18 protein-coding genes are annotated in these 24235 nt (G+C 66.6%); 7 read left to right on the forward strand and 11 right to left on the reverse strand.

Features of this window, described 5'->3' with window-relative positions:
- Positions 1–33: 33 nt before the first annotated feature.
- A complete protein-coding gene (locus tag ACFPU0_RS28560) occupies positions 34–669 on the reverse strand; it encodes a response regulator (RefSeq protein ID WP_377696669.1) in 636 nt (211 codons plus the stop codon).
- 168 nt (positions 670–837) lie between these two features.
- Between ACFPU0_RS28560 and ACFPU0_RS28565 the strand changes: the two genes are divergently transcribed.
- Complete coding sequence (locus ACFPU0_RS28565) at positions 838–2028, forward strand: EAL domain-containing protein (protein ID WP_377696670.1); 1191 nt, start codon at positions 838–840, stop codon at positions 2026–2028.
- Here the strand turns inward: ACFPU0_RS28565 and ACFPU0_RS28570 are convergent.
- Complete coding sequence (locus ACFPU0_RS28570) at positions 2022–5669, reverse strand: ATP-binding protein (protein WP_377696671.1); 3648 nt, start codon at positions 5667–5669, stop codon at positions 2022–2024. The genes ACFPU0_RS28565 and ACFPU0_RS28570 overlap by 7 nt on opposite strands.
- A 454-nt stretch (positions 5670–6123) precedes the next feature.
- On the opposite strand from ACFPU0_RS28570, the gene ACFPU0_RS28575 reads away from it, so the two are divergent.
- Positions 6124–6756 carry a response regulator gene (locus ACFPU0_RS28575; RefSeq protein WP_377696672.1) on the forward strand — a complete coding sequence of 211 codons (633 nt, stop codon included), beginning with the start codon at positions 6124–6126 and terminating at the stop codon, positions 6754–6756.
- On the opposite strand, the gene ACFPU0_RS28580 is transcribed toward ACFPU0_RS28575, so the two are convergent.
- The 5 genes from ACFPU0_RS28580 to choX all read right to left on the reverse strand — a co-directional run bounded on the left by ACFPU0_RS28580 (position 6735) and on the right by choX (position 11258).
- Entirely contained in the window at positions 6735–7694 is a 960-nt protein-coding gene (locus ACFPU0_RS28580) for an alpha/beta hydrolase (protein ID WP_377696673.1), read from the reverse strand. The genes ACFPU0_RS28575 and ACFPU0_RS28580 overlap by 22 nt on opposite strands.
- 11 nt (positions 7695–7705) lie before the next feature.
- Entirely contained in the window at positions 7706–8182 is a 477-nt protein-coding gene (locus ACFPU0_RS28585; protein WP_377696674.1) for a thioesterase family protein, read from the reverse strand.
- A gap of 83 nt (positions 8183–8265) precedes the next feature.
- A complete protein-coding gene (locus ACFPU0_RS28590) occupies positions 8266–9231 on the reverse strand; it encodes an L-carnitine dehydrogenase (RefSeq protein WP_377696675.1) in 966 nt (321 codons plus the stop codon).
- Positions 9232–9362: 131 nt separating this feature from the next.
- Positions 9363–10247, reverse strand: coding sequence for a 3-keto-5-aminohexanoate cleavage protein (locus ACFPU0_RS28595; RefSeq protein WP_377696676.1), 885 nt, complete (start codon positions 10245–10247; stop codon positions 9363–9365).
- Between the two features lie 72 nt (positions 10248–10319).
- Positions 10320–11258, reverse strand: coding sequence for a choline ABC transporter substrate-binding protein (choX, locus tag ACFPU0_RS28600; RefSeq protein ID WP_377696677.1), 939 nt, complete (start codon positions 11256–11258; stop codon positions 10320–10322).
- A 225-nt stretch (positions 11259–11483) separates the two neighbouring features.
- Here choX and ACFPU0_RS28605 point away from each other — a divergent pair, with 225 nt between their 5' ends.
- A complete protein-coding gene (locus ACFPU0_RS28605; protein ID WP_377696678.1) occupies positions 11484–12452 on the forward strand; it encodes a GlxA family transcriptional regulator in 969 nt (322 codons plus the stop codon).
- Positions 12453–12590: 138 nt separating this feature from the next.
- Here the strand turns inward: ACFPU0_RS28605 and ACFPU0_RS28610 are convergent, their stop codons facing one another.
- From ACFPU0_RS28610 to ACFPU0_RS28625, 4 genes are read right to left on the reverse strand one after another with little or no spacing between them, the layout of a single operon-like run.
- Entirely contained in the window at positions 12591–12812 is a 222-nt protein-coding gene (locus tag ACFPU0_RS28610; protein ID WP_377696679.1) for a formate dehydrogenase subunit delta, read from the reverse strand.
- Complete coding sequence (gene fdhF / locus ACFPU0_RS28615; RefSeq protein ID WP_377696680.1) at positions 12809–15685, reverse strand: formate dehydrogenase subunit alpha; 2877 nt, start codon at positions 15683–15685, stop codon at positions 12809–12811. The genes ACFPU0_RS28610 and fdhF overlap by 4 nt, the downstream gene beginning before the upstream one ends.
- Positions 15682–17241 (reverse strand): formate dehydrogenase beta subunit, encoded by a 1560-nt coding sequence (locus ACFPU0_RS28620; RefSeq protein ID WP_377696681.1) that lies wholly within the window; start codon positions 17239–17241, stop codon positions 15682–15684. Before ACFPU0_RS28620 ends, fdhF begins: the two co-directional genes overlap by 4 nt.
- Positions 17235–17717, reverse strand: coding sequence for a formate dehydrogenase subunit gamma (locus ACFPU0_RS28625; RefSeq protein ID WP_377696682.1), 483 nt, complete (start codon positions 17715–17717; stop codon positions 17235–17237). The genes ACFPU0_RS28620 and ACFPU0_RS28625 overlap by 7 nt, the downstream gene beginning before the upstream one ends.
- 599 nt (positions 17718–18316) lie before the next feature.
- On the opposite strand from ACFPU0_RS28625, the gene ACFPU0_RS28630 reads away from it, so the two are divergent.
- From ACFPU0_RS28630 to dgcB, 4 genes are all read left to right on the forward strand, one after another.
- Positions 18317–19294, forward strand: a complete 978-nt coding sequence (locus tag ACFPU0_RS28630; RefSeq protein WP_377696683.1) for a dipeptidase — start codon at positions 18317–18319, stop codon at positions 19292–19294.
- A 157-nt stretch (positions 19295–19451) separates the two neighbouring features.
- Entirely contained in the window at positions 19452–19982 is a 531-nt protein-coding gene (locus ACFPU0_RS28635) for a 4-vinyl reductase (protein WP_044871140.1), read from the forward strand.
- 15 nt (positions 19983–19997) lie between these two features.
- On the forward strand, positions 19998–22058 hold the full coding sequence (gene dgcA / locus ACFPU0_RS28640) for a dimethylglycine demethylation protein DgcA (protein WP_377696684.1): 2061 nt from the start codon (positions 19998–20000) through the stop codon (positions 22056–22058).
- Between the two features lie 107 nt (positions 22059–22165).
- Positions 22166–24124 (forward strand): dimethylglycine demethylation protein DgcB, encoded by a 1959-nt coding sequence (dgcB, locus tag ACFPU0_RS28645; protein ID WP_377696685.1) that lies wholly within the window; start codon positions 22166–22168, stop codon positions 24122–24124.
- The last annotated feature ends 111 nt before the right edge of the window (positions 24125–24235 follow it).

Consider the following 24235-nt stretch of genomic DNA (forward strand, 5'->3'; position numbering starts at 1 on the left):
TCGAAACGGCGCGCGGGACCGCCAATCCGGACATCAGCCTTCCGGACGCACCGCCAGATCGTTGCGCCGGGCGAACTCGATCAGCTCGAGCAGGGAGTCCAGGCTGAGCTTCTGCTGGATTCGCGTCTTGTAGGTACTCACGGTCTTGTTGCTGAGCAGCATCCGTTCCGCGATTTCCTTGTTGGAGAGCCCGGAGGCCAGGTACTGCAACACCATCAGCTCCTGGTTGGACAAACGCCCCACCAGCTCGGCCTCGCTGAGCGCAGGAGGCTGGTTGCCGCCCATGGACATGGAGGGGAACAGGGTGAAACCCGCGCTGATGGCGTTGATGGCGGTAATCAGGTTCTGCAGGTCCTCTTCCTTGCTGACGAAGCCCTTGGCGCCGGCCTGGAAACAGCGTTGGGCAAAGCTGTCGGCCGGCTGGGCGGTGAGCACCAGCACATGGCTATCGAGACCCAGGGCACGGATGCGCGAGATGACGTTCAGGCCATCGAGCCGTGGAATGCCGATATCCAGGATGACGATATCCGGCTCGTGCTGACGAATCAGCTGCAAGGCATCGACGCCATTGTCGGCCTCGCCAACGACCACCATGTCGTTGCGCTCCAACAGCATGCGGACTGCCATGCGGATGACCGGATGATCGTCGACTATCAGGGCACTTCTCATTTCGACCTCGAAGCCAGTGGGACCGGGCATCCTTGACGCAGCCCGCAAAGGTGACGAAACAGCGTCACCGGTGAATTTTCCTACAAGATCACAGGAGACGTCTCCTAGATGAAACCTCCTGACGCTGAGTAACTTGGCCGGGATACCTATTCCTGTCGAGCCCTCCCCATGAAAAACCTGAGCATCCTGGTGCTGGAAGACGAACCCTTCCAGCGCCTGGTCGCCGTCACCGCCCTGCGTCAACTGGGGCTGGGGCGCATTCACGAAGCCGCGGACGGCGCCGATGCCCTGGCCGTGCTGGACGCCTGCGGCGGCGTCGACATCGTGCTCTGCGACCTGCGCATGGCGGGCATGGACGGCCTCGAGTTCCTGCGCCGCGCCAGCCAGTCGGGGCTGGTGCGTTCGGTGATCCTCAGCAGCGCGGTGGAACCGGAGCTACGCCAGGCGACCCACGCCCTGGCCCGTTGCCTGGACCTGGAGTTCCTCGGCGACCTGGGCAAGCCTTTCGATCTCCAGCGCGCCGGCCAGATGATCGAACGCCACAAGCGCCTGCAACCGACGCGCCCGGTCCCGTCCGTGGACCAGGAGCCGCCGATGCTGGACGAGATCCTCCTGGGCCTGGAGCAGGGCGAGTTCGAGGCCTGGTACCAGCCCAAGGTGCATCTGCAAAGCGGCGCGCTGCACGGAGCGGAGGTCCTGGCCCGCTGGCGCCACCCTCGGCGTGGCGTACTTTCGCCGGGGCAGTTCCTGCCGGCGATGGAAGCCCATGGGCTGATCGACCGGTTGTTCTGGCAACTCTTCCAGCAGGGGTTGGCGCTGCAGCAGGAGCTGGCCCGCAACGGCCGGCAGGTCAACCTGGCCTTCAACCTGCAACCCCATCAGTTGGGCGGCAGCGATATCGCCACGCGCGTGGGGCAGGTCCTGGAAGAAGCCGGCCTGCCGGGCGAAGGCCTGACCTTCGAACTCACCGAGACCGGCCTGCTGGAGGCGCCGGCCGCCAGCCTGGAGAGCCTGGTACGCCTGCGCCTGATGGGCTGCGGCCTGGCCATGGACGACTTCGGCGCGGGCTACTCATCCCTCGACCGCCTCTGCGAGCTGCCCTTCAGCCAGGTCAAGCTGGATGGCGCCTTCGTTGGCAAGCTGCAGAACCAGCCCCGTAGCGGCGCCATCATCAGCAGCGCAGTGGCCCTGGCGGAGGCGATGGACCTGAGCCTGGTGGTGGAGGGGGTGGAAACCGCCGAACAGCGCGAGCGTCTGCTGTCCCTGGGTTGCGAGCTGGCCCAGGGTTTCCTGTTTTCCCGTCCCCTGGACCCTGAAAGGTTCCGCGCCCTGTTGGCGGAAAGCACCAAGGGTCAGTGATCCCCCTGGGCCATCCATTCCGTCAGCCCCCGCTCCAGTTCCAGCATCGCCTCGCGCACCCCCTCTGCGCCCGCCCGCAATTCGACGGGCACTGGCGCCGCGCCCTTGCAGGCCTGTTCCAGCCGGTTGCAGGCGGCGATGAGCAATTCCGCCCTGACCACCCGCGCCGCGCCCTTGAGGCGGTGAGCGAGTTCGGCGAGCCCCGGGGCGTCATCCCGCTCGGCAAGCTGGACCAGGGGCTCCAGGTCGCGTCGATTGGTATTGAGCAGTTCCGTCACCAGGTTGCGGATCAGGCCCGGGTCTCCTCCGGTCAAGGGTGTCAGCGGTGCCAGGTCGAACAGCTGCGGGCCGGCTTCCAGTTCCACGCCGCCCCCGCTCAGCGTCTCCGCGGACGGCTCGCCACCGGCCAGGCCGAACAGCTTCTCCTCCAGCACATCGAGCCCGATCGGCTTGACCAGGCAGTCATCCATGCCGGCCTGGATGCCCCGCTCGACTTCTTCCTGCTGGGCGTCGGCGGTCAGCCCGAGGATCAGGGTCGGCGCCAGCCCGTCCGCCCTCTCCTGTTCGCGGATGGCACGGGCGAGGTCGGCGCCGTTCATCCTCGGCATATGGCAGTCGGTGGCCACCACGTCGAAATGCCCGGACTGCCAGGCCGCCAGCGCATCCACGCCGTTTTCCGCTTCCACCACCTCGTGTCCGAGGTGGTCCAGCTGCTGGGCGAGGATCTGCCGGTTCACCGGATGGTCGTCCACCACCAGTACCCGCAGCCGGCGCCTTGCGTCGCTCCTCGCCGGCGCCGGGGCGTCCGGCACCGCCACCGGGTCGAGACGGTGCAGACGCAGCTCCACATCCACCCGGGTGCCCTGGCCGGGGACGCTGGAAAGGGTCAGGCGGCCGCCCATCATCTCGCAGAGTGAGCGGCAGATGACCAGCCCCAGGCCCGTCCCCTCGGTCTGCTGGAAGCCCCGTTCCACCTGGGCGAAGGGGCGGAACAGGCGCGCCTGGTCTTCCTCGGAGATGCCGATGCCGGTGTCTTCCACGCGCAGGCTGACCCGCAACATGCCCGGTTCCGGCTCCTCGCCCTCGATGTGCACGCGAACGCTGCCTTCGCGGGTGAACTTGATGGCGTTGCTGACCAGGTTGGAGAGGATCTGCTTGAAGCGCAGGCCGTCCACCAGCACATCGCCCTGGATGCTGGAGTCGATCTCCAGGACGAGGTTCAGGCGCTTCTGCCGCGCCAGCCCGTCGAAAACCCGAGCCACGGACTCCACCAGCTCCCGCAGGTTGGCCCGGCTCGGTGCCAGGTTGAGGCGGCCGGACTCGATCCTGGCGATATCGAGGATGTCGCCGATCAGCTCCAGCAGGCTGCGCGCGGAACCGTAGGCCACTTCGATGCTGGCACGGTCGATGGGCTGGTCGGCGGCACGCTTGAGCGCCAGCTCCAGGATGCTGATCACCGCATTCATCGGGGTGCGGATCTCGTGGCTCATGGTGGCGAGGAAAGTGGTCTTGGCGCGGCTGGCCGCATCCGCCAGGTTCTTCGCCTCCTCCAGTTCCTCCACCAGGCGGCGGTGCTCGGTGATATCCAGCCAGCCGCAGATCACGCCCTTCACCGCACCGAGGGAATCCCGGAAGGGCTGGACCCAGTGGTCGATCCAGAGCTCGCGCTCGCCCAGGCGTATCGCGTGCACGCCCTGGATCATCCGCCCTTCGGCCATGGCCTGCAGGTACAGCCGATGGAACTCCGGCGCTGCCTCGAACGCCGCCGGCGGCAACTCCAGCGCGGTCCGGCCGAGCACATCAGTTGCCGAAAGGCCGAGATTGTCCAGATAGCTTCGGTTGCAGGACAGCATGCGCCCCTGGGCATCGCGCACGTACAAGGGCGGCGGCATGCTGTCGGTCAAGGTCTCGATGAAGCGCAGTTCGTCGCCGAGCTCCTGCTCGGCCTGCTTGCGCCGGAGAATCTCGCGCCGCTGGTACAGGACCCAGGCCAGCACCGCCAGCACGACCAGGGCCGCCCCCATGAGGATGCGCTGGATGAGCACGTCGTAGTCGCGCCAGGTCTGCGGGCTCATGCCCGGCGTACCCTGCCAGTGGCTGATCATGGCGTTGAGCTCCCCCGGCGGGAGCCTGGCCAGGACCTTGTCGATGATCGACTGCAGTTCGCCGTCGGCCCGGCGAACGGCGAAGTTGGCGCTGGCCGGGTCGATCTTCGCCAGCGCGGCGATCGCCAGCTGGCCGTTGAACAGGCGCGGAATGTAGTAGCGCGCCATGGGCATGGTAAGCAGCGCGTAGTCCACCTCGCCCTCGTTCACCCTGTTCATGGCATCGATCGCGGAGTCGAACTCGACGAATCGGGCCCCCGGGTACGCGGCGCCCAGTTCCTTCTCGGCCATATGTTCGCTGACCAGGGCCAGGCGCAGCCCGTCCGGCCGGTCGGGCGGCGGGTCGGCATCGGTGCGGCCGACCAGTACGAAGGGATAGCGGATGATGGAGCGGGAGAATCGCAGCGACTTCTCCCGCTCCCCGCTCGGAACCATGATGGCCAGCTCCGCCTCGCCCTGTTCCAGGCTCTCGATCTGCCGGGAGACGCTGCCCGCGCGGGTGACTGCCGTGAAGCGCAAGCCGGTCTGCAGGGCCACCACGTCCAGCAGGTCGACGAAAAAGCCCCGCAACTGTCCGGCTTCGTCGAAAAAGGCCCCCGGCGCCATGTCGTCGTCTATCACCAGCCGCACCAGCGGATTGTCCTTCACCCACTGCGCCTCCACCGGTGACAGCAGCAACGGCTCGCTGAGCGGCATCAGGCCGCTGCCCACCTGGCTACGGACGATATCGTCCAGCCAGGTCCGGCCCGAGGCCTGCAGGGCGCCATCGAGCCCCCGCAGCAGCGCTCCGTCGTTCGCGCGCAGGATGAAGCCCAGGCTGGTATCCGCCCCTTCGGGAAAATGGTCGAACTTGAGCATGCCATCGAAGGCACGGTTGAGCCGGTAGGTAACCGCCAGGAAACTCCCCAGGACCAGGTCGGCCTGGCCGAGTGCGGGCAGCGACATGGCCTGATCGATGGACGCCGCCTCCACGGGACGCGCCGCCGGGTAGAGCCGGGCGAGGAGCGGCGCGAGATCCGGCGTCAGCGCAACCCGCACTCCCGCCAGGTCCTGCGGCAGGTCGCCCGCACCCTCATGGCGCCGGAACAGCGCGAGGCGGTCGCGGACCAGCGGGCGGCTGTGGACAAGCGGCAATCCGCCGCCTTCCCCGGCCGAACCCACGAGCATGTCCACCTCTCGCCTGAGCAGGGCATCGAACAGCGCCTGCCGGTCCGGATACTGGCGCAGGCGGATCTGCATGCCCAGGAGCTGGCTGACCAGGGCGGTGACATCCGCGACTATGCCTTCGTAGGCCCCGTCACGCTGGCTGATCTCCATTGGCTCGACGCCCTGGGCGGTGATGCCCATCACCAGTTCGCGCTTCTCCCGCAGCCAGAACCAGTCGTCCTCGCTGATGGCAAGGCCCTGGTGATCCACCACCAACGAACTGGACAACACGCGCGCGGAGGCCTGTGGTTCGGCACCCAGCGGCGCCACGGCGAGCAACAGCGAGGAAAGCAGGCAGGCGGACAGCCGGACGGGAGAGATGCGGGGCACCGAGCCGATCCACCTCGTAGGCAAACGCAAGAAAAACATTGGCCATGGTCCCTGATCGATGTGAGCCAGCATCTAGCGGCTGACTCATAACCTACACACCTTGTAGGAAACTTCCTAGCTGACTAATTGCGGGTCAGAGCGGAAATATACTTGCGGCTCCACTTCGATGCTGATTGCCAACGCGCACTGTCGATGGATCCGGGGCTGAACTCGGACACAACATGGAATTTTCTCGTCAAGTTTCTGAATTGCCCCAATTGAAATTGGCTCGATTCTGACGAAAAAGAACCATCAAATCCAACTTGATCGAATATCAGGTTCGTTCCGCTCAATTACCCGGAAAAGTTCGCGACAGCTCTCGGCATCGAGTCATCCGAACGCCCGGCGAAACTTCTCAAGGAGACTAGCTGCGCGTCTTGAGCATTGGGGACGATGAAACAAGGAGAACCAACAGATGAGTAAGGTACTGCTGATCGATAACCAATCGATTACCCGCTTCGCCACCCGCGTACTTCTGGAACGTGAAGACTATGAAGTGGTCGGAGAAACGGATAGCGGTGTCGAAGGTCTCAGCCTCGCCCGCTCGTTGCGACCCGACCTGGTCATCCTGGACATTGCGATTCCCAAGCTCGACGGACTGGAAGTACTGGGACGCCTCAGTGCCATGGATGCCAACCTCAAGCTGCTGGTGCTGACCTCGCTGCCCGCTCCGCTCTACGCCAATCGCTGCCTGCAGGCAGGCGCCACCGGCTACCTGTCCAAGCAGGAACCCGCGTTGAGCCTGATCTCCGCGGTGCGCTCGGTGCTGTCCGGCTACAGCCTGTTTCCGAGCACCGTCTACTTTCCGATTTACGGAGCAGCCGGCGAGCGTACCGACAATCACCTGCTGGACAGCCTCTCCGACCGTGAGCTGGCGGTGCTGCAGAACCTCGCCAGCGGCAAGAACAACAAGGAGATCGCCGAGCAGCTGTTCATCAGCCACAAGACGGTCAGCACCTACAAGTCGCGCCTGATGGACAAGCTGAACACCCGCAACCCGGTCGACCTGATCGACTTCGCCCGGCGCTATGCGATGCCTGGCATGTGATCGGCGCCGCACGGCAGGCGCAGGGTCCGGGAGAGCCAGGCGCACAGCCGATCATGGAGCTGGTCCACTTCCGGCACTTGTCCGATTCCGCGCAGGCAGCCGTGGACCAGCCCCGTCCCCATCCTGTATTCCACCGCCACGCCGTCGTCGGCCAGACGCTGCGCATAGATGGCACCATCGTCATGCAGCGGATCGAACTCCGCCACCGCGACGAAGGCCTCGGGCATGCCCCTGAAGTCCCGCGCCTCCAGGGGCGAAGCCAGGGGCCGGCGCCGGTCGGCCAGGTCCGGCAGATAGGCGGCCAGGCAGGCCTCCAGGTCCTCCCCGCTGAGTAGCGGGGCATCGGCCAGCGCCCGGTGGGAGGGCAGCGGCAAGGCGCTGAGCGCCGGGTAGATCAGGGCCTGGGCGCAGGGCAGCGCCTCCCCGGCCTCGCGCAAGGCGAGGCAGAGTGCGACGGCCAGGTTGCCACCCGCGCTGTCCCCCATCACCGCCAATCGGCTTCCATCCAGCCCTGAACGCGAAGGCTCCAGGGCGCGCCAGGCCTCCAGGCAATCCTCCAGGGCGGTGGGGAAGGGATGCTCCGGCGCCAGCCGGTAATCCACCGCCACCACCGCCAGCGGCAAGCGGGCGGCCAGCCGGTCGCAGAGGAAAGCGTGGGAATCCAGCCCGCCCAGCATCCAGCCACCGCCATGGATGAACAGCACGGCGGGCCAGCCGCCGTCCGGGGCCGGGCCGGCGGGCCGGTAGAGGCGCGCCGGTACCCGCCCCAGGCGCAGGGCCTGCCACTCGACCGTGGCTGCCCGGGGCGGCGTGAAGGCGCGACAGAGGGCGTCATAGGCCGCACGCGCCGCGACCATGCCCGTCCCGTCGGCGGTGAACGCCTGGCTGCGGGCAACGAATCCGGCCATGGCCGGCGACAGTGGATAGGTGGCGGACACGGCTCTGCGCCTCAGCGCCCGGGCAGGCCGATCACCCGCCCGACATGGCGAGGTTGCGGCAGCCCATCCTGTTCGGCGGCGATGCCACGGATACGCTCGGCCACCGCCTCGGAGAAGGGCGCCGAACGCCCCGCCGCACTATCGATGTTCATCAGCATCTGCTCGCTGGCCGCCAGTTCCGTGGCGTCTCCCGGGTAGTGCAGGCTGTGGTGGATGTGCAGGCGCTTGGCATCGACGCCCAGCAACTGGGTACGCACCTCCACCTGGGCCCCCAACTTCACTTCCGCCAGGTAGTTCAGGTGGCACTCCAGGGTGTAGAGGGTGTGGCCGGTCTCGGCGCGCCCGGCCTCGTCGAGGCCGATGACGTCCATCAAGGCGTCGGTGGCGTAGCTGAAGATCAGCAGGTAGAAGGCATCCCGCAGATGGCCGTTGTAGTCCACCCAGTCGGCGGGGATGGTGGTGCGGTAGGTGGTCAGGGCGTGGCTCATGCAGATACTCCCAGCGAGGCACCCTCTCCCCGACCCTCCCCCTGAAGGGAGAGGGCCGGGGAGAGGGTCGGGAAAGATCGAGGTTAGTCGGCGAAGGCGAAGCCGTGTTTCCCCTTGGTGTCCTTGATGGCACCGAGCACCGCCAGCAGGCAATCGTCGCGGTAGCGTTCCAGCTCGGCGATGCTGCGCGAGCCCTGCTGCTCGGACGTCCCTTCCACCACCCGGTCGATCAGCGTCTCGGTGAGCTCCGGTGCCGGCAGATAGGTCCAGGGCAGCTGCAGGGCCGGGCCGAACTGGGCCATGAAGTGGCGCATGCCGGCATTGCCGCCCGCCAGGGTGTAGGTGAGGAAGGTGCCCATGAAGGACCAGCGCAGTCCGGCGCCGAAGCGGATGGCGTCGTCGATCTCGCCAGTGCTGGCGACGCCGTCGTTGACCAGGTGCAGCGCCTCGCGCCACAGGGCTTCGAGCAGGCGGTCGGCGATGAAGCCCGGCACTTCCTTGCGCACATGCAGCGGACGCATGCCCAGGGCGGTGTAGACCTCGATGGCGGCCTGCACGGCCTCGGGCGCGGTCTTCTCGCCGCCCACCACTTCCACCAGCGGCAGCAGGTAGACCGGGTTGAAGGGGTGCCCGACCACGCAGCGCTCGGGATGGGTGGCGTCGGCATAGAACTCGCTGGGCAGGAGGCCGGAGGTGCTGGAGCCGATGATCACATCGGGCCGGGCCGCCGCGCTGATCTTCGCGTGCAGGTCGAGCTTGAGGTCGAGGCGCTCCGGGGCGCTTTCCTGGATGAAGTCGGCGTCGCGCACGCATTCTTCGATGGTCTCGACGAAGCGCAGGCGCTCCTGGGAGGCGCCGGGGGCCAGCCCCTGCTTCTGCAGCGCCGGCCAGGCGTTGGCGATGCGCGCGCGCAGGGCGGCTTCGGCGCCGGGCGCGGGGTCCCAGGCGACGACATCGAGGCCGTGGGCCAGGGCGCGGGCGATCCAGCCGCTGCCGATGACGCCGCTGCCGAGGGCGGCGAAGGTCTTGATCTGGGTGACGAAGGACATGGGGGGCTCCTGATGGGCGAATGGTTTTCAAACCCCCTCTCCCACCTGTGGGAGAGGGTTGGAGAGAGGGCCATGCGCGGGCCTGGTCACCCTCTCCCCCGGCCCCTCTCCCTGAAGGGAGAGGGGAGAAATCAGCGGCGCTTGAGCTTCATCTTTTCGCGGCCTTCGGCCGGGCTCAGGGCACGGCCGCCGAGGCGCTCGATGATCTCGATGGCGCGCTCCACCAGTTGGCCGTTGCTGGCATGTACGCCGCGATCCAGCCAGATGTTGTCTTCCAGGCCCACCCGGACGTTGCCGCCCAGCAGCATGGCCTGGGCGACCATCGGCATCTGCGAGCGGCCGATGCCGAATCCCGCCCAGGTGATGCCTGCCGGCAGGTTGTCGGCCATGGCCTTCATGGTGGTGGTGTCGGCCGGCGCGCCCCATGGGATGCCCAGGCAGATCTGGATCAGCGGGTCTTCCAGCAGGCCTTCCTTGAGCATCTGCTTGGCGAACCAGAGGTGGCCGGTGTCGAAGATCTCCAGTTCGGCCTTCACCCCCAGCTCGGTGATGCGCTTGGCGCCGGCGCGCAGCTGGGCCGGGGTGGAGACGTAGATGAAGTCGCCGTCGCCGAAGTTCAGGGTGCCGCAATCCAGGGTGCAGATCTCCGGCAGCAGTTCCTCGACATGGGCCAGGCGCTCCAGCGGGCCGACCAGGTCGGTGCCGGTGCCGAATTCCAGGGGCTGCTCGCCCTTGCCGATCTCCAGGTCGCCACCCATGCCGGCGGTGAGGTTGATGATGATGTCGGTGTCGCTCTCGCGGATGCGTTCCACCACCTCGCGGTACAGGGCGACGTCGCGGCTCGGCTTGCCGGTCTGCGGATCGCGCACATGGCAATGGGCGACGGTGGCGCCGGCCTTGGCGGCCTCGATGGCGGCGGCGGCGATTTCCTTCGGGGTGACCGGAATGGCGGGGTGCTTGCCGACGGTATCGCCGGCGCCGGTGACGGCACAGGTGACGATGACTTCGTAGTTCACGGTTGTTTCATCCTTCTGCGAGGCGATCGGAGACCGTGCGCGGGCAACCCGCGCACCGGAGGTTGCGTGGAATCACTTGAGCGAGGCGAGGGCGCTGTCGACGCCGTTCCTGCCGTCGAAGGTGGTGACGCCTTCGAGCAGCCGGCGCATTTCCGCGGGGTTGTCCTTCAGCCATTTGCGCGCGACGTCCCTTGCGTCCTGGCGGGCCATGATCGGCTCCATCAGCGCGCTTTCCTGTTCCGTGGTGAAGGTCAGGTTGGTGAGCAGGCGATTGACGTTGGGACAGCGCTCGGCGAAGTCCGGCGCGGTCACGGTGGAGACGGACGCCGCGCCTTCGTTGGGACCGAAGACGTCCTGGCTACCGGTCAGGTAAGTCAGTTTCATCTGGATGTTCATCGGGTGCGGTTTCCAGCCGACGAAGACGATGGGTTCCTTGCGCTTGGCGGCACGCCCCACGGCGGCCAGCATGGCCGCTTCGCTGGACTCGATCAGCTGGAAGTCGCCCAGGCCGAACTGGTTGGCCTCGATCATCTTCTTGATGTTCGCATTGGCGCCGGTACCGGGCTCGATGCCGTAGATCTTGCCGTCCAGCTGATCCTTGAATTTGGCGATGTCGGCAAAGGTCCTGAGCCCCTGCTCCGCGGCGTAGGCAGGCACGGCCAGGGTGGCGATGGCGTCCGGCAGGCTGGGCCGTTCGAACACCTTGACCTGACCCTTGTCGAGGAACGGCTTGATGTTGTTGTCCATGGCCGGTTTCCAGTAACCGAGGAAGAAGTCGATCTGCTTCTTGTCGATGCCAGAGAAGATGATTTGCTGCGATGCGGTGATCTGGGAGGTCTTGTAGCCGAGACCATCCAGCAATGTGGCGGCGACCGCCGTGGTGGCGACGACATCGGTCCAGCCAACCACCCCTATGCGGGCTTGCTGGCAACTGGCGTCTTCGGCGGCGAGTGCGGCGGTGGTGGAAAGGGCGAACAAACAGCAACCAGCGAAAGCGGTGAGACCTTTCATCGATACTCCCCTTGCAGCCATACGGTTATGTACTTGTTGTTCAGGAGCCGGGGGGCGACTCCTTCCGTTTTCGGGCGCCACGACAACCCGATGGGCAAACATTACGCAGCGAGAAAACCGCCGATTCGAACTAAAACGACTACCTGTTGAACAGGAACGACCACCTTTCTTGCACTACGCGGCTCAGTGTCTTTTAGTGGCTCATCCTCCTGGCGGAAAGCGGCCATGCCCCAGACCTTCAGCTTCCTCCTGCTGCCGGGTTTTTCCATGATCGGCCTGATGTCGGCGGTGGAACCGCTGCGGGTCGCCAATCGCTTTCGCGGCGAGCTGTACCGCTGGCGCCTGCTCAGCCTGGACGGCGGGCCGGTGGCCGGCAGCAACGGCATGTCGCTGAACGTGGAGGGCGGCCTGGATACCCCGCCCGAGGGGGATTGCCTGTTCGTGGTGGCCGGTTTCGAGCCCCTGGCCCACTTCGGTCCGCGCCTGGCCCACTGGCTCCACCGCGCCGAGCGCGAGGGCCTGCTGCTGGGCGGGATAGATACCGGCAGTTTCGTGCTGGCCGAGGCGGAACTCTTTTCCCGCCAGCGCCTGACCCTGCACTGGGAGGCCATCGAGGCCTTCCAGGAGCGCTATCCGGCGCTCAGCGTCACCCAGGAACTCTTCGAGATCGACGGCCGGCGCATCACCAGCGCCGGCGGTACCGCCAGCCTCGACCTGATGCTCACCCTGATCGCCCGCAGCCACGGCGAAACCCTTGCGCTCCAGGTATCCGAGCAGTTCGTGCTGGGGCGCATCCGTACCCAGCAGGACCACCAGCGCATGCAGGTGGCCAGCCGCTTCAATGTGCACAACAAGAAGCTGGTGCAGGTGATCGGGGAAATGCAGCGGCACAGCGAAACGCCGCTGAGCTCACGGGAACTGGCCGAGCTGGTGAGCGTCACGCCGCGCCAGCTGGAGCGGCTGTTCCGCCTGCACCTGAAGGAAACGCCGTCGAACTTCTACCTCGGCCTGCGCCTGGACAAGGCCCGGCAGCTGTTGCGCCAGACGGACATGAGCGTGCTGGAGGTGGCCCTGGCCTGCGGCTTCGAGTCGTCCTCGTACTTTTCCCGCAGCTACCGGGTGCGTTTCGCCACCTGCCCCAGCCAGGACCGGCATGAGCATCCGGATCAGGAGCCCCATCGCAACACCGGCTGAAAGGACGCGAGATCTGTTGTAGGGGCGAATTCATTCGCCAAGCAGGCCGCAGGTCTGCCCTGCAGTCCTGCAGGGGGCAGCTGCGCTGCCCTTGGCGAATGAATTCGCCCCTACAGGTATTCCGCCCCGCAGTGGCGCCTACACCGCCCTCCCCTGCTCCGCCAGCGCCGCCTGCACCAGCGGGTGCAGGCATTCGCCACGGTGCTCTACCTGCCAGGCCATCAGCTCGATGCGCATGGCAGGGGTCCAGAAGTTCTGCAGGTGCTGGCTCACCCCGTGCACGGCCTGGTCGCGATCCGGTTCGGACGCGAAGAACTGGGCGATCTGGTTGGCCATCTTGATCAGGTTTTCGGTGCTCATCGACGTACCTCGACTTTTTCCGTTCTGCGGCGTTCCTTGAGCAAGCGCCGCTGTTCGTCACTGAACTCTTGGTAGCGTTTCTGCCATTCGGAGGGTTGGTAGACCCGCGAGACTTCCACCGCCGTGACCTTGTATTCCGGACAGTTGGTGGCCCAGTCGGAGTTGTCGGTGGTGATCACGTTGGCTCCCGACTCGGGGAAGTGGAAGGTGGTGTAGACCACCCCGGGCGCCACCCGCTCGCTGACCTTGGCACGCAGCACCGTCTGCCCGGCGCGGCTGCCCACGCCCACCCAGTCGCCTTCGCTGATGCCACGGCTCTCGGCGTCGGTCGGGTGGATCTCCAGGCGGTCCTCCTCGTGCCAGGCGACGTTGCTGGTGCGCCGGGTCTGGGCACCGACGTTGTACTGGCTGAGGATGCGCCCGGTGGTCAGCAGCAACGGATAGCGGCTGTTGACCTTCTCTTCGGTGGGCACGTAGCCGGTGAGCATGAAGCGCCCCTTGCCGCGCACGAACTCCTCGATGTGCATGGTCGGGGTGCCGTCCGGCGCCGCCTCGTTGCAGGGCCATTGCAGGCTGCCGTGGCGGTCCAGCGCGGCGTAGCTGACGTTGTGGAAGGTCGGCGTCAGGCGGGCGATCTCATCCATGATCTCGGACGGGTGCCTGTAGTCCATCCTGTAGCCCAGGGCGTTGGCCAGCAGCTGGGTGGCTTCCCAGTCGGCCTTGCCGCCCAGGGGGTCCATCACCTTGCGCACGCGGGAGATGCGCCGCTCGGCATTGGTGAAGGTGCCGTCCTTCTCGAGGAAGGAGCTGCCCGGCAGGAAGACGTGGGCGAACTTGGCGGTCTCGTTGAGGAAGATGTCCTGCACCACCACGCATTCCATGGCCGACAGGGCCGCGGTGACGTGCTGGGTGTTGGGATCGCTCTGGGCGATGTCCTCGCCCTGGCAGTAGAGCGCCTTGAAGGTGCCGCCGAGCGCCGCCTCGAACATGTTGGGAATGCGCAGGCCCGGGTCGGGCTGCAGGGTCACGCCCCAGGCCTGTTCGAACTGGTGGCGCACCGCGTCGTTGGAGACGTGACGGTAGCCTGGCAGCTCGTGGGGGAAGGAGCCCATGTCGCAGGAGCCCTGGACGTTGTTCTGCCCGCGCAGCGGGTTCACCCCCACCCCTTCGCGGCCGATGTTGCCGGTGGCCATGGCGAGGTTGGCGATGCCCATCACCGCGGTGCTGCCCTGGCTGTGCTCGGTGACGCCGAGGCCATAGTAGATGGCCGCGTTGCCGCCGGTGGCGTAGAGCCGCGCGGCCGCGCGGATGTCAGCGGGCGACACGCCGCAGACCGGTCCCAGGGCTTCGGGCGAGTTTTCCGGTTTGCTGACGAAATCTCGCCAGCGGGCGAAATCGGCCGCTTCGCAGCGCGCGTCGACGAAGGGCTGGTTGACCAGGCCCTCGGTGACTATCACATGGGCCAGGGCATTGAGCATGGCCACGTTGGTGCCCGGACGCAGCGCCAGGTGCAGCTCGGCGCGGGCGTGGGGGGAATCCACCAGGTCGATGCGCCGCGGGTCGATGACGATCAGCCGCGCGCCCTGGCGCAGCCGGCGCTTGAGCTGGGAGCCGAACACCGGGTGGGCGTCGGTGGGGTTGGCGCCGATCACCAGCACCACGTCGGCCTGCATCACCGAGTCGAAGCTCTGGGTGCCGGCGGACTCGCCGAGGGTCTGCTTGAGGCCATAGCCGGTGGGCGAATGGCAGACGCGGGCGCAGGTATCCACGTTGTTGTTGCCGAAGCCGGCACGCACCAGCTTCTGCACCAGGTAGGTCTCTTCGTTGGTGCAGCGGCTGGAGGTGATGCCGCCGATGGAATCGCGCCCGTACTTGAGCTGGATGCGGCGGAATTCGCCGGCCGCGTAGTTCACCGCTTCCTCCCAGCTGACTTCCTGCCAGGGGTCGCTGATGTGCTTGCGGATCATCGGCTTGGTGATGCGATCCGGGTGGGTGGCGTAGCCCCAGGCGAAGCGACCCTTGACGCAGGCGTGGCCGTGGTTGGCCTGGCCGTTCTTGTCCGGGACCATGCGCACCAGCTGGTCGCCCTTCAACTCCGCGCGGAAGGAGCAGCCCACGCCGCAGTAGGCGCAGGTGGTGATCACGCTGCGTTCCGGCTGGCCCATTTCCACCACGCTCTTCTCCATCAGGGTGGCGGTGGGGCAGGCCTGCACGCAGGCACCGCAGGACACGCATTCGGAGTCGAGGAAGTTCTCGCCGCCGGCCGCCGCCACCCTTGAGTCGAAGCCGCGCCCGCTGATGGTCAGGGCGAAGGTGCCCTGGGTTTCCTCGCAGGCACGTACGCAGCGGTTGCAGACGATGCACTTGCTCGGGTCGTAGTCGAAGTAGGGGTTGGAGACGTCCTTCTGCTCATCCAGGTGATTGGCGCCCTCGTAGCCGTAGCGCACTTCGCGCAGGCCCACCTGGCCGGCGACGGTCTGCAGCTCGCAGTTGCCGTTGGCCGAGCAGGTCAGGCAGTCCAGCGGGTGGTCGGAGATGTACAGCTCCATCACATTGCGCCGCAGGGTGGCGAGCTTGGGCGTCTGGGTGTGCACCACCATGCCCTCCGCCACCGGGGTGGTGCAGGAAGCCGGGTAGCCGCGCATGCCGTCGATCTCCACCAGGCACATGCGGCAGGAACCGAAGGCTTCCAGGCTGTCGGTGGCGCAGAGCTTGGGAATGGTAGTGCCGAGCAGCGCAGCGGCGCGCATCACCGAGGTACCGGCGGGCACGCTGATCTCGCGGCCATCGATGCTCAGGCTGACCTGCACCTCGCTCTCGCGGGCCGGGGTGCCCAGGTCGATGTCGCTGGCGGGGTCGAAGATGTTGATCATTGGTCAGCCTCCGAGGTCTCCAGACCGAAGTCGGCGGGGAAATGCTTGAGGGCGCTGGTCACCGGGTAGGCGGTCATGCCGCCCAGGGCGCAGAGCGAACCATAGGTCAGGGTGTCGCAGAGTTCCTTGAGCAGGATCACCTGCGCGTCCCGCGCGGCGGCATCGGGCGCCGCCAGCAGGCGGTCAACCACTTCCACGCCCCGGGTCGAGCCGATCCGGCAGGGGGTGCACTTGCCGCAGGATTCCTCGGCGCAGAATTTCAGGGCGAAGCGGGCCATGTGCGCCATGTCGAGGGTATCGTCGGCCACCACCACACCGCCGTGGCCGAGCATCGCACCCATGGCGGCGAAGGCCTCGTAGTCCAGCGGCGTGTCGAACTGCGCCGGCGGCACCCAGGCGCCCAGCGGCCCGCCCACCTGGGCGGCCTTCAGCGGCCGGCCGCTGGCGGTACCGCCGCCATAACCTTCCACCAGCTCCCGCAGGGTCAGGCCGAAGGCCCGCTCCACCAGGCCGCCGTGGCGGATATTGCCGGCCAGCTGGAAGGGCATGGTGCCCAGCGAGCGGCCCATGCCGAAGTCGCGGTAGAACTGTGCGCCACGGGCGAGGATGATCGGCACCGAGGTCAGGGTGAGCACGTTGTGCACCAGCGTCGGCAGGCCGAACAGGCCTTGCAGCGCCGGCAGCGGCGGCTTGGCGCGGACCACGCCGCGCTTGCCTTCCAGGGAGTCCAGCAGGGCGGTTTCCTCGCCACAGATATAGGCGCCGGCGCCCACACGGACGTCCAGGTCGAAGGCGCGGCCGCTACCGAGGACATTGGCGCCGAGATAGCCAGCCTCGCGGGCGATCTCGATGGCGGCACGCAGGGTCTGCACCGATTGCGGGTACTCGGAGCGGACGTAGATGTAGCCCAGGGTCGCGCCGACGGCGAGGCCGGCGATGGTCATGCCCTCGATCAGCAGGAAGGGGTCACCCTCCATCTGCATGCGGTCGGCGAAGGTGCCGGAGTCGCCTTCGTCGGCGTTGCAGACCACGTATTTCTGTGCCGCTTCGGCGCCACGCACGGTGCGCCACTTGATGCCCGCCGGGAAGGCCGCGCCGCCACGGCCACGCAGGCCGGAATCCAGCACGGCGGCGACGATCTCGTCGCCGCTCAGGGAAATGGCGCGTTGCAGTCCTTCGAAGCCGCCATGGGCCTGGTAATCCTCCAGGGACAACGGCCGGGTAATGCCGGCGCGGGCGAAGAGCAGGCGCTGCTGGCTCTTGAGATAGGGAATCTCCTCCACCAGACCCAGCGCCGCCGGATGGGTGCCGGCATCGCCGGTGAGGGCATCCAGCAGGGCGGGAACGTCCGCGGGCGTCAGCGGGCCGAAGCCCAGCCTTCCCTGTTCGCTATCCAGCTCCAGCAAGGGTTCCAGCCAGTAGAGGCCACGAGAGCTGGTGCGACGCAGCTCGATGGGCAGTTGCCGGCGCTCGGCTTCACGCACCAGGGCCTCGGCCAGGTCGTCGGCACCCACGGCGCGGGCGACGGAATCGCAGGGGATGTACAGCTTCAGCATGAGCCCTCCTCCAGGCAGCCTTTCACCAGCGCACTCAGGCGCTCGGGGGTGAGCCGCGCATGCAGCTGGCCGTCCAGCTCCAGGGCCGGCGAGCAGGCGCAGGCGCCCAGGCAATAGACCGGCCGCAGGCTGATCCGGCCATCGGCGCTGGTGCCGTGGTCGTCCAGTTCCAGCTGTTCGCGCAGCTGCGCGGCCAGGCGCTCGGCGCCCATGCTCTGGCAGGACTCGGCGCGGCACAGGCGCAGGGTATGGCGTGCCGGCGGCGTGGTGCGGAAGTCGTGGTAGAAGCTGATCACCCCGCGCACCTCGGCGAGGCTCAAGTTGAGGGCATGGGCGATCTCGGGGATGGCGATATCCGGGATATACCCGGCGCCTTCCTGGATGGCGTGGAGGATCGGCAGCAGGGCACCGGGGGTGTCCTTCTCGCGTTCCAGCACGCTCTGGATCAGGGGCAGATGAAGCGTCTCATCAGACATACAGCGTTCCTCACGGTCACGGACAATTGACCGGTGCCGGTCGTCCGGAGGTCGTCGGCTGCGGCTCACCCGCCACGTCACGGATGCGTGGCCTCGCTGGCGGCCGTCCTTGTGCGCCCCGGCTGGGCGTCTTCGCGCACTTGTAGGGGCATTTGGGGAGCTTGCCATCCCCGCCATTCGGAGATTGCACCCCAGCGACCCTGCGCATCCTGAAACCGACCTTGGGCCGCGGGGCGCAGAAATCGGCGCTCGCTCCTTCTTTATAGGCGGTTCGGGCGCGGGTTGGGGAGGGGCGGACCTGTGGTTGGCGCTGGACTACCTGTAAGGGCGAATTCATTCGCCAAGGGCAACGCAGTTGCCCCCTGCAAGGCCGAAGGGCGGACCTGCGGCCCGCTTGGCGATTGAAATCGCCCCTACAAGAGCCCGCGTCACGCCGTGGCGAACCTCACTTCCGAACCCCGCTTGCCCATTCGCGACCGGCTTGACGCTTTCGGCAATACCCCGGTCGCTTTTGCGCGATAGCGCCGAATTCCCCGGGGATATGCTCCCCTCAAAGCGCCGGCAGAAGATTCGGCGCATGCATAACAGGGGACAGCCTGATGAGCCCAGCCGAACTGCACGCCGACAGCATCGTCATCGACGGTCTGATCATCGCCAAGTGGAACCGTGAACTCTTCGAAGACATGCGCGTGGGCGGCCTGACCGCCGCCAACTGCACCGTGTCGGTCTGGGAGGGCTTCCAGGCGACGGTGAACAACATCACCGCCAGCAACAAGCTGATCCGCGACAACAGCGACCTGGTGATCCCGGTGCGCACCACCGCCGACATCCGCAAGGCCAAGGAACTGGGCAAGACCGGCATCATCTACGGCTTCCAGAACGCCCACGCCTTCGAGGACCAGATCGGCTACGTGGAAGTGTTCAAGCAGCTGGGCGTGGGCATCGTGCAGATGTGCTACAACACCCAGAACCTGGTGGGCACCGGCTGCTACGAGCGCGACGGCGGGCTCTCCGGCTTCGGCCGCGAAATCGTCGCCGAGATGAACCGCGTCGGCATCATGTGCGACCTGTCCCACGTCGGCTCCAAGACCTCCGAGGAAGTCATCCTCGAATCCAGGAAGCCGGTCTGCTACTCCCACTGCCTGCCGTCCGGCCTCAAGGAACACCCGCGCAACAAGTCCGATGAAGAACTGAAGTTCATCGCCGACCACGGCGGCTTTGTCGGCGTGACCATGTTCGCCCCCTTCCTCGCCAAGGGCATCGACTCGACCATCGACGACTACGCCGAGGCCATCGAGTACGTGATGAACATCGTCGGCGAAGACGCCATCGGCATCGGCACCGACTTCACCCAGGGCCATGGCAAGGAATTCTTCGAGTGGCTGACCCACGACAAGGGTTACGCCCGCCGCCTGACCAACTTCGGCAAGATCGTCAACCCGCTGGGCATCCGCACCGTGGGCGAGTTCCCCAACCTCACCGAGACCCTGCTCAAGCGCGGCATGCCCGAGCGCGTGGTGCGCAAGGTGATGGGCGAGAACTGGGTCCGCGTGCTGAAGGACGTCTGGGGCGAATAACCGCTCTTCCCCCCTCTCCCTCCGGGAGAGGGGCCGGGGGTGAGGGATGTAATCCCGCTCGCAACCCCACCAACCCTCACCCCAACCCTCTCCCAGAGGGAGAGGGGGTTAATTCGGCCCGCAGCCGGGCCCAATCGAATTCCGGAGCTAGAACAACATGGCCAAACACGCCCCCGAACTGCCCATCGAAGTCGACAGCGAAACCGGTGTCTGGACCACCGACGCCCTGCCGATGCTGTACGTGCCCCGTCACTTCTTCGTCAACAACCACATGGGCATCGAAGCCGAACTGGGCCCGGAGCGCTACGCCGAGATCCTCTACAAGGCCGGCTACAAATCCGCCTGGCACTGGTGCGAGAAGGAAGCCGAATGCCATGGCCTGGAGGGCGTGGCGGTATTCGAGCACTACATGAAGCGCCTGTCCCAGCGCGGCTGGGGCCTGTTCCAGATCGAGTCCATCGACCTGGACAAGGGCACCGCCGAGGTGCGCCTGAAGCACTCGGCCTTCGTCTACGTGTACGGCAAGGTGGGCCGCAAGGTCGACTACATGTTCACCGGCTGGTTCGCCGGCGCCATGGACCAGATCCTCCAGGCCCGCGGCAGCAGCATCCGCACCGTCGCCGAGCAGGTGTACAGCGGCTCGGAAGAAGGCCACGACGACGGCCTGTTCATCGTCAAACCTCTGTAAGGCGAGGCTAGGGCAATGGCATTCGAAGCAATGTTCCAGCCGATCCAGATCGGCAAACTCACCATCCGCAACCGTGTACTGTCCACCGCTCACGCCGAGGTCTATGCCACCGACGGCGGCATGACCACCGAGCGTTACGTGAAGTACTACGAGGAGAAGGCCAAGGGCGGTATCGGCCTGGCCATCTGCGGCGGTTCGTCCGTGGTCGCCATCGACAGCCCGCAGGAATGGTGGAGTTCGGTGAACCTGTCCACCGACCGCATCATCCCGCACTTCCAGAATCTGGCCGACGCCATGCACAAGCATGGCGCCAAGATCATGATCCAGATTACCCACATGGGCCGCCGCTCCCGCTGGGATGGCTTCAACTGGCCGACCCTGATGTCGCCATCCGGCATCCGCGAGCCGGTGCACCGCGCCACCTGCAAGACCATCGAGGTGGAAGAGATCTGGCGTGTGATCGGCAACTACGCGCAAGCTGCCAGACGCGCAAAGGCGGGCGGCCTGGACGGCGTCGAGCTGTCCGCCGTGCACCAGCACATGATCGACCAGTTCTGGAGCCCGCGCGTCAACAAGCGTACCGACGAATGGGGCGGCACCTTCGAAGGCCGCATGAAGTTCGGCCTGGAAGTGCTGAAGGCCGTGCGCGCCGAAGTCGGCGACGACTTCTGCGTCGGCATGCGCATCTGCGGTGACGAATTCCACCCGGACGGCCTGTCCCACGAGGACATGAAGCAGATCGCCAAGTACTACAGCGACACCGGCATGATCGACTTCATCGGCGTGGTCGGCTCGGGTTGCGACACCCACAACACCCTGGCCAACGTGATCCCCAACATGAGCTACCCGCCGGAGCCCTTCCTGCACCTGGCGGCGGGCATCAAGGAAGTGGTCAACGTACCGGTGCTGCACGCGCAGAACATCAAGGACCCGAACCAGGCCACCCGCATCCTCGAAGGCGGCTACGTGGACATGGTGGGCATGACCCGCGCCCACATCGCCGACCCGCACCTGATCGCCAAGATCAAGATGGGCCAGGTGGACCAGATCAAGCAGTGCGTCGGCGCCAACTACTGCATCGACCGCCAGTACCAGGGCCTGGACGTGCTCTGCATCCAGAACGCCGCCACTTCCCGTGAATACATGGGCGTGCCGCACATCATCGAGAAGACCACCGGCGTCAAGCGCAAGGTCGTCGTCGTCGGCGGTGGCCCGGCCGGCATGGAAGCAGCGCGCGTGGCAGCCGAGCGTGGCCACGACGTGACCCTGTTCGAGAAGAAGGACCAGCTGGGCGGCCAGATCACCATCGCCGCCAAGGCACCGCAGCGCGACCAGATCGCCGGCATCACCCGCTGGTACCAGCTGGAAATCGCCCGCCTGGGCGTGGACCTGCGCCTGGGTACCGCGGCGAATCCCGAGGCCATCCTCGACCTCAAGCCGGACATCGTGGTGCTGGCCAACGGCGGCCATCCGTACCTGGAGCAGAACGAGCACTGGGGCGCGGCCGAAGGCCTGGTGGTAAGCAGCTGGGACATCCTCGACGGCACCGTGGCGCCGGGCAAGAACGTGCTGGTCTACGACACCATCTGCGAGTTCGGCGGCATGTCGGCGGCGGACTTCCTGGCCGACAAGGGTTCCCAGGTGGAGATCGTCACCGACGACATCAAGCCGGGCATCGCCATGGGCGGCACCACCTTCCCGACCTACTACCGCAGCATCTACCCGAAGGAAGTGATCATGACCGGCGACCTGATGCTGGAAAAGGTCTACCGCGAGGGCGACAAGGTGGTGGCGGTGCTGGAGAACGAATACACCGGCGCCAAGGAAGAGCGGGTGGTGGACCAGATCGTCATCGAGAACGGCGTACGCCCGGACGAAGGTCTGTACTACGCACTCAAGGACGGTTCGCGCAACAAGGGTCAGATCGATGTGGAGGCGCTGTTCGCGATCAAGCCGCAGCCCTGCCTCAGCGAGTCCGGCAGCGGCTACCTGCTGTTCCGCATCGGTGACTGCGTGGCCCAGCGCAACACCCACGCGGCGATCTACGACGCCCTGCGTCTGTGCAAGGACTTCTAATCACACAGGCTTGAAGCTGGAAGCTTGAAGCTGGAAGCGAAAAGCGGCACCAACCGCTTCCAGCTTCCGGCCTCCAGCCTCCAGCTCTCCCGGACGGGTGAGCTGCAATGCTGAATACAATTCTTCCCATCCTGCTCTTCGCCGCCCTCGGCCTTGCCGTGCTGGGCGCCGCGAAGCGCTTTTTCATGTGGCGCCGTGGCCGACCCTCCAAGGTCGACTGGATCGGCGGCCTCATGAAGATGCCGCGCCGCTACCTGGTGGACCTGCACCATGTGGTCGAACGCGACAAGTACATGTCCAAGACCCACGTCGCCACCGCGGGTGGTTTCGTGCTGTCGGCGCTGCTGGCCATCGTGGTGCACGGCTTCGGCCTGCAAAGCCGGATCCTCGGCTTCGCCCTGCTGGCGGCTACCGTGCTGATGTTCGTCGGCGCCATCTTCGTCGCCAAGCGCCGCCGCAACCCGCCGGCGCGCCTGTCGAAGGGCCCCTGGAATCGCCTGCCGAAGAGCCTGCTGATGTTCTCGGCGAGCTTCTTCATCGCCACCCTGCCGGTGGCCGGCATCCTGCCGGAAGGCTTCGGCGGCTGGTTCGTCGCCGGCCTGCTGGCCATTGGCGTGGCCTGGGGCGTGTCCGAGCTGTTCCTCGGCATGACCTGGGGCGGACCGATGAAACACGCCTTCGCCGGTGCCCTGCACCTGGCCTGGCACCGTCGCGCCGAGCGCTTCGGCGGCGGCCGCTCCACCGGCCTCAAGGCGCTGGACCTGGCTGACCCGAACGCCCCGCTGGGCGTGGAGAAACCCACCGATTTCACCTGGAACCAGCTGCTCGGCTTCGACGCCTGCGTGCAGTGCGGCAAGTGCGAGGCGGTGTGCCCGGCCTTCGCCGCCGGCCAACCGCTGAACCCGAAGAAGCTGATCCAGGACATGGTCATTGGCCTGGCCGGTGGCGACGACGCCAAGTTCGCCGGCAGCCCCTACCCGGGCATCCCGCTGGGCGAACACGGCGGCGGCCCGCACCAACCGATCGTGGTCCGGGGCGGCAAGGGCCTGGTGGAAGCGGACACCCTCTGGTCCTGCACCACCTGCCGGGCCTGCGTCGAGGAGTGCCCGATGATGATCGAGCACGTCGACGCCATCGTCGACATGCGCCGCCACCTCACCCTGGAGAAGGGCGCGACCCCGAACAAGGGCGCCGAGGTGCTGGAAAACCTGATCGCCACCGACAACCCCGGCGGCTTCGCCCCCGGCGGCCGGCTGAACTGGGCGGCTGACCTGAACCTGCCGCTGATGAGCGAGAAGAAGCAGGCCGACGTGCTGTTCTGGGTCGGCGACGGCGCCTTCGACATGCGCAACCAGCGCACCCTGCGTGCCTTCGTCAAGGTGCTGAAGGCCGCCAACGTCGACTTCGCCGTGCTCGGCCTGGAAGAGCGCGACAGCGGTGACGTGGCCCGTCGCCTGGGTGACGAAGCCACCTTCCAGCAACTGGCCAAGCGCAATATCGCCGCCCTCAACCAGTACAAGTTCAAGCGCATCGTCAGCTGCGACCCGCACAGCTTCCATGTGCTGAAGAACGAGTATGGCGCCCTGGGCGGCAACTACGAGGTCCTGCACCACAGCACCTACATCAATGAACTGGTGCAGCGTGGCAGCCTGAACCTCGGCCAGCACAAGGGCGGCAGCGTGACCTATCACGACCCCTGCTACCTGGGCCGCTACAACGGCGAGTACGAGGCCCCGCGCGCCGTGCTCAAGGCCATCGGTATCGAGGTGAAGGAAATGCAGCGTTCGGGCTTCCGTTCCCGTTGCTGCGGCGGTGGCGGCGGCGCGCCGATCACCGACATCCCCGGCAAGCAGCGGATTCCGGACATGCGCATGGTGGACATCAAGGAAACCGGCGCCGAACTGGTGGCCGTGGGCTGCCCGCAGTGCACCGCCATGCTCGAAGGCGTGGTGGCGCCGCGCCCGGAGATCAAGGACATCGCCGAGCTGGTGGCCGATGTGCTGATCGAGGTGCCTGTGGAAGTAAAAAAGCCGTCGGCGGCTAAAGCCGCGGTGGAGGTGGCGTGATGAAGACCGCTCTGCGCTTGCTTGTCTCCCCTCTCCCGCTTGCGGGAGAGGGGCCGGGGGAGAGGGTAGTCAGCAGCCGCTCCGTGCCCGCCCTTTACCCCCTCTCCCTAA

Origin of the sequence: Pseudomonas sp. GCM10022186 (genome assembly GCF_042656385.1) — a bacterium.
Classification (GTDB): domain Bacteria; phylum Pseudomonadota; class Gammaproteobacteria; order Pseudomonadales; family Pseudomonadaceae; genus Metapseudomonas.